Here is a 12,493-nt window from a genome sequence, read left to right on the forward strand (position 1 = left end):
CCGGGCCGGGAGGGGTTCAGGGGCGTACGGCCGGTTCGGACTCGGGAGTCCCGGCCGCCGCACGGGCCGCCTCACGCGGTACGGAGACCAGCGCCGGGCTGTCCTCGGCGCGGGGCGCCGGGGCCGGGACGGGGCGCGGACGCGGCCGGCTCCAGCGGCGCATGGCCGGCATCTCCACGAAGGTGTAGAGCATCCAGCCGGCCAGCAGCGTGGCGGCGAACATCCCGATCATGACCAGGGTCGCCACCGGCGTGCTGAACGTGCCGTTGCCGAGCAGCGCCTGCCGGCCCCAGAAGATCACCACACCCTGGACCAGATAGAAGCCGAAGGAGACATTGCCCAGCCACTGCATGACCGGGCCCTGCAGCCGGGTGTTGGCTCCGCGCACGTCGGCCGCGGCGAGCGAGGCGATCGCGACGCTGAAGGGGATGGCCGTGGTGGCGACGAAGTTGTACGGCGCGGGCACGTAGATGGCGGCGACGTATCCGGCGGCCACCAGGGCGAGAACGGGCACCGCGCCGATCTTCGGCCAGCGGCCCGCGAGCACGATCCGCGCCAGCAGCATGCCGAGGACGAACTCGAACATGCGGGTGGGCGGCAGCGTGTAGTTGAACCACATCTGGGACGGCGACAGCGGGATCATCGGGTTGCTCGGCGAGTCCGTGATCACGTACGTCGTCACCAGACCGACGCCGATCATGCCCACGATGGTCCCGGCGGCCCACCAGTACAGACGGCGGACCGGGATCTTGCGCACGAACTGCAGCAGCAGCGGGAAGCTCAGGTAGAAAAGCATCTCGGCGCACAGCGACCAGGACGGCGCATTGACGCTCATCTGCACGTCGAGCGCGTTGACCCAGGAATTCACCAGGAACAGGCTGAGGAATCCGGTGGTCACCGAGGTGTAGGCGTAGGCGAAGAGGCCCAGCGCCAGGGTCCACATCACGAGGTGGTTCGGGAAGATCTTCACGAGTCGCCGGCGCCAATAGGCCGTGAGTCGCTCGCCCGGTTTCACCGACCAGGTGATGACGAATCCGCTGAGCAGGAAGAAGAAGGACACTCCCAGGAATCCGGCAGGTCCGAAGAACGTGTACAGCCCGTCCGCGACGTCCTTGTCGCCGAACGGGTTGACGGGCCCCGAGTGGTCGACCGGGCCGATGGGCTGAAGTGCATGGATGAAGAACACCAGAAGCGCGGCGAAGAACCGGACGCCCGTCAGTGACGGAAGCGCCTTGCGCTCTCTTCGTATGTCTGGATCGGAATCCACAGTCGGCATGGTTGCGGACACGTCGTGTCTCCATTTCGGGGCCGTAGCGATGGGTGGCGGCACGGCGACATTAGGAAGTACGCGACCTCGTGCACACCCTTGGCGCCCCCTGTGTTCCAACTCCTCGTAAATAAGGGGGCATTCAGGGGAATGCGCGGCCCCACCGGCACTGAATACGGTTTCCCTGCATTACTGCCTTACCTCATGTGACAGCACGTACTTTCCTCGGAGGACCCATGCTCGACAGAAGGAATCTGCTCCGTGCCGGCGGCGCGCTCGCCGCCACCGCCGCGGTCGCCGGTACCGGCACCTCGGCGTACGCGGACGGCGGCGGCGGAACCACCGCCACGGCTCCGGACTGGGCGGCGCTGCGCTCCCGCATCCAGGGCGACGTCGTGCTGCCCGGCGAGGCCACGTACGACGCGTCCAAGCAGCTGGCGATCGGCGAGTACGACGCGATCCGGCCCGCCGGCGTCGTCTACGGCGAGACCGCGGACGACGTCAGCGCCGTGGTCCGGTTCGCCCGGGACAACGGCCTGACGCTGCGCACCCGCAGCGGCGGCCACAACTTCGCGGGCTGGTCCACCGGTGACGGGATCGTCCTCGACGTACGCCGCATCAAGCACATCCGCGGCGGCGGGCAGCCGACCGTGCACCTGGGCCCCGGCGTCCACAGCATCGAGGCGCTGGCCGCCCTCAAGCCCTACAACCAGCAGTTCGTGACCGGCACCTGCCCCGACGTGGCCGTCGGCGGATACCTGTCCGGCGGTGGCATCGGCTACCAGAGCCGGGCGTTCGGCATCGGCTCCGACCGGGTCGTCTCGGCCCAGGTCGTACTCGCCGACGGCCGTCAGGTCCGCGCCTCCGAGACCTGCAACCCCGACCTGTTCTGGGCGCTGCGCGGCAGCGGCGGCGGCAACTTCGGCGTCGTCGTCGACTTCGAGGTGCGGCCCGTATCCGCCCCGCGCATGGTCTTCTACGAGCAGTTCTGGAACTGGGACGACGCCGACTCGTTCCTCGCCGCCTGGCAGGAGTGGTACGTCACCACCCCGCGCCGCAGCAACGCCCAGGTCATCGTCATCCAGCCCGACGCCGGCTCCGGCAACCCGCCGATCATCCTCCAGCAGGGCGCGTACTACGGCACCAAGGAGCAGGCCGACGCCGGACTGGCCGAGCTCAACTCCCGGGTCGGCTCCACCCCCGCCAGCAGCAAGGTCCTCGACCTGGCCTTCGCCGACGGCATGGAGCACGTGTACGGGATCGCCGACGGCGCCCCCCACCCGCCGCGCACCCAGTGGCAGCGGATGCGGGCCCGCATGATCAGCAAGCCGCTCGGCACCAGCGGCACCGCCGCCGCGCTCGCCGCGTTCGAGGGCGCCCCGACGGCCGGGCAGACGCGCTACCTCAGCTTCATGGGCCTCGGCGGCGCCGTCGCCGACCTGTCCCCCCGCGCCAACGCCTTCGTGCACCGCAACGCGCTGTTCCACGTCGGGTACGGCGTCGCGCTCGGCAGCGCCGCGCCGGCCGCCGAGGACTCGGCCGCCGCCGTCGCCTGGGCCACCAACGGCTTCAACACCATCGACCCGCTGTCCACCGGTCACTCGTACATCAACTTCCCCGACACGTACCTCAAGGACTGGCAGCGCGCCTACTACGGCTCCAACTACGACCGCCTGGTGTCCGTCAAGAAGGCGTACGACCCCACGCGGTTCTTCAACCACCCGCGCGCCATCGGCAACTGACACCGCCCCTCCACCCACCCACGCAGAAAGGCAATCGCGATGACGGTCACCGAGAACGAGTCCAGCGGGCAGCCCGGCGAGGCCGCCGCGCCCCCGCCGGGCTGCCCCATGCACGGCCTCGTGCCCGGCTACCCCTTCGGGGAGCCGGTCACCACCGAACTGCACCCCAGGTACGCCGAGATCCGCGAGCAGGCCGCGCTCACCCGCGTCAACATGCAGTACGGCGGCGAGGCGTGGCTGGCCACCCGGCACGCCGACGTCAAGACCGTCCTCGCCGACCGCCGGTTCAGCCGCGAGGCCACCGTCGGCAAGGACGTGCCGCGCGTGCGCAAAGCCGTCGAGGAACTCAACATCGTCAGCATGGACGACCCCGAGCACGGCCGGCTGCGCAAGCTGGTCGCCAAGGCGTTCACGGTCCGCCGGGTCGAGCAGATGCGCCCCCGCGCGCAGGAGATAGCCGACGAGCTGCTGGACAAGATGCTCGCCTCCGGCAACACCGGCGACCTGGCCGCCCAGTACGCCTGGATGCTGCCGATCACCGTCATCTGCGAGATGCTCGACGTGCCGCTGGAGGACCACTACAAGTTCCGCGCCTGGATCGACACCTGGCTGACCCTCGGCGACGAGCACACCCTCGAGGAGATGAACGAGGCGCGCTTCGAGAAGCTCCCCGAGTACATGTCCTCGCTGATCGCCAAGCGGCGCGCCCAGCCCGGCGACGACCTGCTGTCCGCCCTCGTCGCCGCCCGCGACGAGCAGGACAAGCTCAGCGAGGAGGAGCTGATCACCATGTCGATCGCGCTCCTCGCCACCGGCCACCACACCACGGCCAACCAGCTCGCCAACCACCTCTACATCCTGCTCAGCCGCCGCGAGGAGTGGCAGAAGCTGGTCGACCGGCCGGAGCTGCTCAACACCGCCATCGAGGAGCTGCTGCGCGTCACTCCGCTCAGCCCGTACTCCGAGAACACCCGCATCGCCACCGAGGACCTGGAACTCGGCGGCCAGCTCGTGAAGGCCGGCGAGGCCGTCATGATCTTCCCGGCCGTCGGCAACCGCGACCCGCGCGTGTTCGAGAACCCCGAGGACCTCGACCTCACCCGCGAGCACAACCCGCACATCGCGTTCGGCCACGGCATCCACCACTGCCTGGGCGCTCCGCTGGCCCGCCTGGAGCTCCAGGTGGCGCTGGGCACCCTGCTGCGCCGGCTGCCGGACGTCGTCCTCGCCGTGCCCGCCGAGGACGTGCCCTGGAAGACCGACAACGTCGTACGCGGCGTCGCCGGTCTGCCCGTGCGGTGGTGACCGCCGTGACCTGGCACATCGAGGTGGACCAGCACGCCTGCATGGGCGCCGGCCTGTGCAACGGCAACCTGCCCGAGCGGTTCCGGCTCGCGGGGGGCAAGGCCGTCCCCGTCGAGGCCCGGATCGAGCCGGACGAGGACGTGCTCGACGCGGCCGACTACTGCCCGTACCGGGCCATCGACGTCACCGACCTGGCCACCGGCGACTCGCTCGTCGCGGTCGACTGACCCTCACGTCCTGATCACGCTTTGACCATGAAGACAGGAGAACGGTCGTGACGATCACGACGACCGAGCCGGAGCGCACCTCCGGCCCAGGACGGCCGGCCGCGGCCGGACCGTCCGTACGCTGGTGGAGACGCCCCTGGGTCGGCCCGCTCGCGACCGTGGCCGCGGTGTTCATCGCGTACAACGTGCCGCGCTACCTCACCCTCGACCCGGCGGACAGCAAGATCCCGCTGGCGCCCGGCCACGCGTGGCACTACCCGGTCCTGGTCGCCCATGTCGTCTTCGGCACGGTCGCCCTGGTCACCTGCTGCCTGCAGGTCTGGCCGGCCCTGCGCAAGAAGCACCCGAAGGTCCACCGGATCAGCGGCCGGCTGTACGTCCTCGCGGGCGTCCTGCCCGGCGCCGTCGCCGGTGTCGCCGTCGCCATGGTCAGCCCGTCCGGCCTGTCGATGCAGGTCAGCACCGTCACCACCTCGGTGCTGTGGGCCGGTACGGCGATCGCGGGCATCCGGATGGCCCGTCAGCGCCGGCAGGACGAGCACCGCCGGTGGATGGTGCGCAGCTTCGCGCTGACCCTGTCGATCATCTTCAGCCGCGTCCTCGGCGTGATCTACGACCACACCATCCTGCCGATGCCCGTCACCCAGGACATCCCGACCCTCATCGCGTGGGGGCAGGCGCGGGCGGGCCTCGCGTCCTGGCCGGGCTGGATCATCCCGCTGCTCATCGCCGAGTGGTGGCTGATCGAACGCGGCGCCGCCGCCCGCCACAGGGCGCGGGCGGCCCGGCGCAAGGCGGCGATGCCCTCCTGACCCGTACGGACGACCGGTCACTCCGTCGTACGAAGGCCGCCCCCGGGACCCCGGGGGCGGCCTTCTTCGTGCGCGTGGGCGGAGTGGGGACCGGGTCAGCCGAGGCGCTGGCGCTCGCCCGTCGCCGCGGACCGCTTGACCGCGTCCAGGAGACGGTGCGTACGGACGGCCGTGCCGAAGTCCGGCTCGAAGGACTCGCCCGTACGGATCGCCCGTGCCAGGTCCGCGTACACCTGGTGCACGTTGCTCACCGGGGACGGCGCCCCGTCCAGGGCGGGCCGGTAGCGGTCGGGCAGCGCGATCTCCTCGACGGGTCCGCCGTTGGCCCGGGCGTGGGTGAGGACGAACTCCGGGCCGACCAGCGAGTCGTCCGTGGAGCGCAGCACCAGCCGGCCCGCCCGCCCGTGCACCTCGATCCGGAAACCGTCGCCGCGGGGGCCGCCCGTCATGAAGTGCGCGGAGGCCGCCGCCCCGGACTCCAAGAGGCCCGCGACCACGATCTGGTCCGGCGACGTCACCTCGATCTCCTCGCCCGTCTCCTGCATCGTGACGCGGTCGATCCGGGTCGTCAGGGTCGCGGACAGTTCGGCGAAACCGCCCACCACCGACCCGTACATGTCGAGGGCGTGACCGCCGACGACCGCCACGTGGTTCACGCCCTTGGTGTGGTCGAACAGCGCGGCGTACCGCTGCGACCAGACCTCGGGGGCCGCCAGCGAGTAACTGAGCGAGGTCGACAGGACCTCGCCGACCAGACCGTCGGCGAGCAGGTCGCGCAGCAGCCGGATCGCCGGGTGGTGCCGGGACTGCAGCCCCACGGCGTGCCGGACGCCGGCCTTGTCGGCGCTCGTACGGAACCGCTCGGCGGTGTCCGCGTCGAGCGCCAGCGGCCACTCGCTGTACACGTGCTTCCCGGCGGCGATCGCCGCGTCCACCAGGCCGTCGCGCTGGGGGAGCTGCACCGCGACGGTGACGAGGTCGACCTCCGGGTGCGCCATCAGCTCGCGCGCGTCGTCGAAGGCGTGCCGGGCGCCCCACACGCCGGCCGCGGCCCGCGCCGACTCCCGGCTCGTGCCGGCGACCGCGGTGATCTCGTAGTCGTCGCGGGAAGCCGCCAGGGCGGGCAGATGGATCCCCCGCCCCCAGCCCCGCTCAGCGTGCGCCCCTACCACTCCCACTCGGATCCTGTCCGCCACGGTGAACACCTCTCGGTCTGTTGCCTACGTGCTTGCTTGCTGGTCTTCGAAGGCCGGCGGTGGCATCACCGCCGGCCCCGCCGCCAACGGACCGGAGCGCGGCCGGCAGACAACACCGGCCGCGCTCCCGTCCGTTGGCTCAGTGGGTCAGTGCACCGTGACGGGCGCGGCGCCCTGGGCGGCCGCCTGGTCGGCCGGCTGCTCCGGCTGGTCCGACTGCGCGGCCGGCTTGTCCCGCAGGACGAAGAAGGTCACGATCCAGGCGAGGAAGACGAACCCGGCCGAGAACTGGAACCCGAGCCCGTAGCCGTCCCGCAGCGCCTCCACCTGGGCGGTGCCCTCGCTGATCAGGGAGTTGCTGTACGAGGTGGCCACCGTGGCCAGGACCGCGAGGCCGACCGCGGCGCCCGCCTGCTGGGCGGTGGTGTTCAGGCCCGACGCCAGGCCGGCGTCGGCGGGTGCGGCGCCCGACATGGCCCGCATGATGACCGCCGGGACGGTGAGACCCATGCCGAAGCCCTGGATGACGAGGGTCGGCAGTACGTCGGTCGCGTAGTTGCCGTCGACGGGCGCCCGGCTGAGCAGCAGCAGGCCGGCGCCCAGGAACAGCAGGCCGGTCAGCAGCACCCGGCGGGTGCCGTAGCGGGCGGTCAGCTTCGCCGTGAAGAACAGCGACATGGTGCCGATGACGATGGGCGCGGGCAGGAACGCCAGCCCGGTCTGCATCGAGTCGAAGCCGAGGACGCGCTGGAGGTACAGGGCGTTGAGGAACTGGAAGCCGAAGCCGGCCGCGAAGAGCAGCACCACCGCGATGTTCGCGCCGGAGATCTCCCGGTTGCGGAAGATGCGCAGGGCGAGCAGCGGCTTGGCGGCCTTGGCCTGGCGGAGCACGAACGCGACCAGCAGCAGGACCGAGATCGCGCCGTACAGCCCCAGCTCACCGTTGCTGTGCTTGTCCTCGGCGACCTGCGAGATGGTGAACACGCCCAGCGAGAGACCGGCGGTGACGAGCACGGCACCGATCGCGTCCGCGCCGGCGCGCAGTCCGAGACCCGGCCGCCCGGTGAGCAGCCGCAGACCGGCGACCAGGGCCACCGCACCGATCGGCAGGTTGATCAGGAACACCCAGTGCCAGCCCAGCGTCTCGGTGATGACACCGCCCGCGATCAGGCCGACCGACGCGCCACCGGCCGAGACGAAGCCGTAGATGCCCATCGCCTTGGCCTGCTCGCCCGGCTCGGGGTACAGGCCGACGATCATGCCGAGCACCACGGCCGAGGCGAGTGCGGCGCCCACGCCCTGGAGGAAGCGGCCGGCGATCAGCAGCTCCGAGGTGGTGGCGATGCCGCAGAGGAACGAGGCGGCGGTGAAGGTGACCAGGCCGGCCAGGAACACCTTCTTGGTGCCGATCAGGTCACCGAGGCGGCCCGACAGGAGGAGGAGACCCGCGAAGGCGATGAGGTAGGAGTTCACCACCCAGGACAGCCCGCTCTGGGAGAAGTCCAGGTCGTTCTGGATGGTGGGCAGGGCGACCGTCACGATCGTCCCGTCGAGGACGATCATCAGCTGCATCGCGCAGAGAATGGCGAGCGCCAGCCCGCGCGAGCTGGATTTCGTTTTTGAGGTCACGGATCTCAACTTCCTTGTCCGGAAACGGAATGGGGTGCTGCACATGGGCTGACGAGTGCGGCTGACTCAGGGCGGCTGCCTAAGTGCACGTCTTGTTACAGAGTTCATGGTCTGGGACCATGAACTCGATGGGAAGGAGGCACTTTTATGTCTCAGGGGAACACCGGTGTGACCACCGAGGTCAGCGCCGTGAAGCAGTGCGAAACTCCTGCCGCGCAGTCCGCCTGTTCGGTTCTTGAGGTCCTCGGCCGGGTGAGCGGGAAGTGGAGCATCGGCATCCTGCTGGTCACCACGCAGGGCCCGGCCCGCTTCACCGAACTGGAGCGCCAGGTCAAGGGCATCAGCCGCCGCATGCTGACGCTCACGCTGCGCAACCTGGAGCGGGACGGCCTGCTGACCCGCACCGTGTACCCGACGGTGCCGCCGAAGGTCGAGTACACGGCCACGCCGATGGCCTGCGAGCTGTACGACTCGCTCGTCCTGCTGACCGGCTGGGCCGAGCGCCACCTGCACGAGATCGACCGGGCCCGCGCCGACTACGACGACGTCCTGGCCGCCGCCGAGGCGGACCGCACCCCGGCCCTGGCCGGCTGACCGCCGGAGCGCCCCGCGCACGCGGCGCGGGGCGCCCGGGGCGCCGGACGCCCCGCCTCGCGTACTCACGCCACCCGCACCGGCGCCAGGTGCTCCCGCAGGCCGTCCACGAGCCGCGCTGCCGAAGCGGCGTCGGCCGCCGCGCCGTAGACGTAGGTGTCCGGGCGCACCAGGACGCTCCGCGCCCCGATCCCGTCCAGATAGGCGCCGTACGTCCCCTCGACGTCGCGCACGACGTGCACGCCGTCGTCGTGGCGGTCCGCCGTCAGCGGCCCGTCGGCGTCGCGCAGCCACACCAGGCGCGCCCCGAGCCCGGCCAGGAACTCCCGGTCCCCGGCGTCGAGCAGCTCCCGCGGATCGTCCCGGGACACGAACACGAAGCCCCGGCCGACGACGTCGTCGAACAGCCCCTCGCCGCCCGCGCCCGAAACCCTCGGCTGCGGCACCTGGTCGCCCGACCCGGGCCGCCGCCGGCCGTTCTCGTCGCGGCGCAACAGGCCCTTGGTGAGCGGATGGAACGGCGACTGCTGGGGCCGGGCCATCTTGCGCTCCCGCGCCGCGATCATCACCGCGTCCCGGTCGGCGGCCGCCCTGGCGTCGGTCTGGCAGATCACCTTGCCGAGGTTCACCGACATCCCGATGGCGTGCTGCACGTGCGTACGCCGCTCCTCGGTGTACGAGTCGAGCAGCGACTCACCGGCGAGCCCGGCGAGCACCAGATCCAGCTTCCACACGAGATTGGCGGCGTCCCGGAAGCCGGAACTCATGCCCTGACCCGCGAACGGCGGCATCAGGTGCGCCGCGTCCCCGGCGATCAACAGCCGCCCGGAGCGCCACTGCTGGGAGGTCGCGGCCTGGAAGGCGTAGACGGCGTGCCGCTCCATGACACCGTCGTCCGGCGTGATGCCGCACAGCTCCAGGAGCCGCCAGGCGGTCTCGGCGGTGTCCATCTCCTCCCTGGTCTCGCCCGGCAGCAGCATGAACTCCCACCGCCGGTGCCCGGGACCGGCCGACACCTGGGTGCGGGGCCGGGCCGGGTCGCAGATCTGCAGGTTGTTCGGCGTGAACTCGCGCTTGTCGTGCAGGACGAGATCGCAGATGAGCCACTCGTGGTGGAACCCCAGGTCGGTGGCCGGGGTGCCGATCCGGCGGCGTACGAAGCTGTTCGCCCCGTCGCAGCCGACGATCCAGCGCCCGCGCAGCCGGCGACGCGTCCCGTCCGCGCTCCGCACGGCCAGCTCGACACCGTCGTCCGTCTCGGCCAGGTCGACGGCCTCGTACCCGCGCAGCACGGTCAGCTCGGGAAGCCGCTCGCCGCGCGCGATCAGCGCTTCCTCCAGGCCCGGCTGGTACATGGAGGTCGACTCGGGCCATCCGTTGCGGCCGTGCTCCTCGGCGGCGCCGATGTAGAGCAGGTCCTGCCCGGCGCCGTTGCGCCACATGTAGTCCCCGGACGGCTCGCCGACCGAGGCGAGGTGACCGGCGACCCCGGCCGAGGCCAGGATGCGGGCCGCCTCACCGTCGAAGGCGACCGCGCGCGGCATCGTGTACGGCCTGGGGTGGCGCTCGACGACGATCACCCGGCGGCCGCGCTGGGCCATCAGGTTCGCCAGCACCTGCCCCACCGGGCCGTACCCGACGACGAGCAGGTCCGCCACGTCGTCAGGCCACCACTGCGCACTATCGGCCGACGCAGACATCGTGTACTCCTCTTTCGTGAGTGGCGGTTCAGGGTCAGTCCTGCAGCAGGACGTGCTTGATCGCGGCGTCGAGGTCGGGCTGCTTCACCAGCACCCGTACGTGCTCCCGCCCGTCCTCGACGGTCAGCAGACGGCGGCCGGTCAGCGTCATCTGCCCGTTCTCCAGGGCCCGGCCCCGGATGTACGTGACGTTGGCGGCGAGCATCCGTGCGTACGCGTCGAGGACCGGGTTCTCGTGGTCGAGCCACTCCGAGAAGTCCCGCGCCTTGAGCCGGAAGCGGTGGATGGTGTTCCACTCGCCGTCGCGCGGCTTGCGCTCCAGGTAGTGGAAGCCCGTGCCGTCCGGGTCGGCGGCGGACTGCTCCACCACCCGGAACCGGCTGCCGTACTGCTCCTGCGGCTCGGGGGAGACCCGTACCGGCTCGATCAGCGAAGGACCGGAGTACCCGACGTCGGCGAGGTACCACTCGCCGTCGATCCGTACGCCGTTGAAGAGGTGCTCGAGCTCCGGACCGAAGCTGCCGTCGGGGCCGCGCACACCGGCCGAGAACACCACGGCCTCGAAGCCGAGCCGGCCCAGCAACGCGCGGAAGAGGCCGTTGAGTTCGTAACAGACCCCGCCGCGGCCGCCCACCACGACCTCTTTGAAGGTGGTGTCGACGTCGATGTCGACACCGTCCCAGATCGCCGTGCCGCGCTCCTCGTTGAGGGCGTTGTCGAAGGGGATGGTCATCAGGTGCGCCTTGTGGAGGACGCGCAGCGTCTCCAGAGTGGCGGGGGGATGCGGGCCGCTGTGGCCGAGCTTGGCGAGATAGTGATCGATGTCGAACATGGATGCGTCCGTACCTTTCGGAAGGGTGTGCAGGGGGGCCGCCGTGGGCGGGTGAGGGGAGTCGTCAGGCCCCTGCGGGGACCGCGACCTTGCCGGCCAGGTACTCCGCGACCATGGCGGGCGTCGGCTGGTCGAACAGCAGCATCACGGGAAGCTCGACGCCGAGCTCCTCCGCCAGCCGGTTGCGCAGCTCGACGGCGGTCAGCGAGTTGAACCCCACGTCGAAGAACGCCTCGTCGTCGTCGACCGCGTCCGCATCGGCATGGCCGAGCACGGCGGCCGTCTCGGCCCGTACCAGTTCGAGCAGGGCGTCGGCCCGCTCCTCGCCCGAAAGTCCGGCGATCCGTTCGGCGAACGATTCCTTGGACGACGTCATGTCGGTCTCCTCGTCAGGGTCGGTGAAGCCTGCGGCCGCCAGCTCGTCGGCGGCCCCGGTGGGCTGCACCTGCGCGAGCCAGTAGTGCCGGCGCTGGAAGGGGTAGGTGGGCAGCTCGACCCGGGCGGGCCGGGCGTCCCCGAAGGCCGGTCGCCAGTCGAGCGGTACGCCGCGCACGTGCAGCTCGGCCGCCGACAGCAGGAACCGCTGGAGCCCGCCGTCACCGCGCCGCAGCGTCCCGCCCACGACGGTCGGCGCTCCGGCCCGGCCCTCGACGATCTCGCGCACCGGCATGCTGAGCACGGGGTGGGCGCTGATCTCGACGAAGACGCGGAAGTCGTCGGTGGCGAGCTTCTCGACGGATGCGCCGAAGCGGACCTGGTGGCGCAGGTTGTCGTACCAGTAGCGGCCGTCGACGGGGGTGGCGCCGAGCCACTCGCCCCGGAGCGTGGAGAACATCGGAATGGCGGGGGCCGTGGGCCGCAGGCCGTTCAGTACGAGGGCGAGTTCGTCTTCGATGCGTTCGACGTGGCTGGTGTGGGAGGCGTAGTCGACGGGGATTTTGCGGGCGCGGATGCCGTCGGTTTCGCATTGGGTGTGGAGTTGGTCGAGTGCGTCGGCGTCGCCGGCGACGACGGTGGAGGTGGGTCCGTTGACGGCGGCGATTTCGATGCGGCCGTTGTAGGGGGTGATGCGTTCCTTGGCCTGCTCCAGTGGAAGGGGGAGGGACATCATGCCGCCGTGTCCGGCGAGGTGGGCGCCGATGGCTTGGCTGCGGAGGGTGACGATGCGGGCGGCGTCGTCGAGGGTGAG

11 protein-coding genes are annotated in these 12,493 nt (G+C 71.0%); 5 read left to right on the forward strand and 6 right to left on the reverse strand.

What is annotated here, in order from left to right:
* Nucleotides 1–16 precede the first annotated feature (16 nt).
* Nucleotides 17–1,267, reverse strand: coding sequence for an acyltransferase family protein (locus AC07FK_RS27520; RefSeq protein ID WP_479107639.1), 1,251 nt, complete (start codon nucleotides 1,265–1,267; stop codon nucleotides 17–19).
* Nucleotides 1,268–1,503: 236 nt separating this feature from the next.
* On the opposite strand from AC07FK_RS27520, the gene AC07FK_RS27525 reads away from it, so the two are divergent.
* The 4 genes from AC07FK_RS27525 to AC07FK_RS27540 are packed head-to-tail and all read left to right on the forward strand — an operon-like array spanning nucleotide 1,504 to nucleotide 5,353.
* A complete protein-coding gene (locus AC07FK_RS27525) occupies nucleotides 1,504–3,009 on the forward strand; it encodes an FAD-binding oxidoreductase (protein WP_479107640.1) in 1,506 nt (501 codons plus the stop codon).
* Nucleotides 3,010–3,048: 39 nt separating this feature from the next.
* Nucleotides 3,049–4,314 (forward strand): cytochrome P450, encoded by a 1,266-nt coding sequence (locus AC07FK_RS27530; protein ID WP_479107641.1) that lies wholly within the window; start codon nucleotides 3,049–3,051, stop codon nucleotides 4,312–4,314.
* A gap of 5 nt (nucleotides 4,315–4,319) precedes the next feature.
* On the forward strand, nucleotides 4,320–4,541 hold the full coding sequence (locus tag AC07FK_RS27535; RefSeq protein ID WP_479107642.1) for a ferredoxin: 222 nt from the start codon (nucleotides 4,320–4,322) through the stop codon (nucleotides 4,539–4,541).
* Between the two features lie 47 nt (nucleotides 4,542–4,588).
* Complete coding sequence (locus AC07FK_RS27540) at nucleotides 4,589–5,353, forward strand: DUF2306 domain-containing protein (protein WP_479107643.1); 765 nt, start codon at nucleotides 4,589–4,591, stop codon at nucleotides 5,351–5,353.
* Between the two features lie 95 nt (nucleotides 5,354–5,448).
* On the opposite strand, the gene AC07FK_RS27545 is transcribed toward AC07FK_RS27540, so the two are convergent.
* Both AC07FK_RS27545 and AC07FK_RS27550 read right to left on the reverse strand, forming a co-directional pair.
* Nucleotides 5,449–6,549 (reverse strand): Gfo/Idh/MocA family protein, encoded by a 1,101-nt coding sequence (locus AC07FK_RS27545; RefSeq protein WP_479107644.1) that lies wholly within the window; start codon nucleotides 6,547–6,549, stop codon nucleotides 5,449–5,451.
* Nucleotides 6,550–6,696: 147 nt separating this feature from the next.
* Nucleotides 6,697–8,121: an MFS transporter gene (locus tag AC07FK_RS27550; protein ID WP_479107656.1), complete on the reverse strand. Its 1,425-nt coding sequence runs from the start codon at nucleotides 8,119–8,121 to the stop codon at nucleotides 6,697–6,699.
* A 204-nt stretch (nucleotides 8,122–8,325) separates the two neighbouring features.
* Here AC07FK_RS27550 and AC07FK_RS27555 point away from each other — a divergent pair, with 204 nt between their 5' ends.
* Complete coding sequence (locus AC07FK_RS27555) at nucleotides 8,326–8,772, forward strand: winged helix-turn-helix transcriptional regulator (RefSeq protein WP_453407883.1); 447 nt, start codon at nucleotides 8,326–8,328, stop codon at nucleotides 8,770–8,772.
* A 65-nt stretch (nucleotides 8,773–8,837) separates the two neighbouring features.
* On the opposite strand, the gene mhpA is transcribed toward AC07FK_RS27555, so the two are convergent.
* The 3 genes from mhpA to AC07FK_RS27570 form a co-directional block, all read right to left on the reverse strand.
* Complete coding sequence (gene mhpA / locus AC07FK_RS27560; protein WP_479107645.1) at nucleotides 8,838–10,472, reverse strand: bifunctional 3-(3-hydroxy-phenyl)propionate/3-hydroxycinnamic acid hydroxylase MhpA; 1,635 nt, start codon at nucleotides 10,470–10,472, stop codon at nucleotides 8,838–8,840.
* A gap of 34 nt (nucleotides 10,473–10,506) precedes the next feature.
* Nucleotides 10,507–11,304, reverse strand: a complete 798-nt coding sequence (locus tag AC07FK_RS27565) for an arylamine N-acetyltransferase family protein (protein WP_479107646.1) — start codon at nucleotides 11,302–11,304, stop codon at nucleotides 10,507–10,509.
* A 64-nt stretch (nucleotides 11,305–11,368) separates the two neighbouring features.
* A partial coding sequence (locus tag AC07FK_RS27570) for an acyltransferase domain-containing protein (RefSeq protein ID WP_479107647.1) occupies nucleotides 11,369–12,493 on the reverse strand: 1,125 nt, incomplete at its 5' end.

Source organism: Streptomyces sp. NPDC046122, from assembly GCF_056429965.1.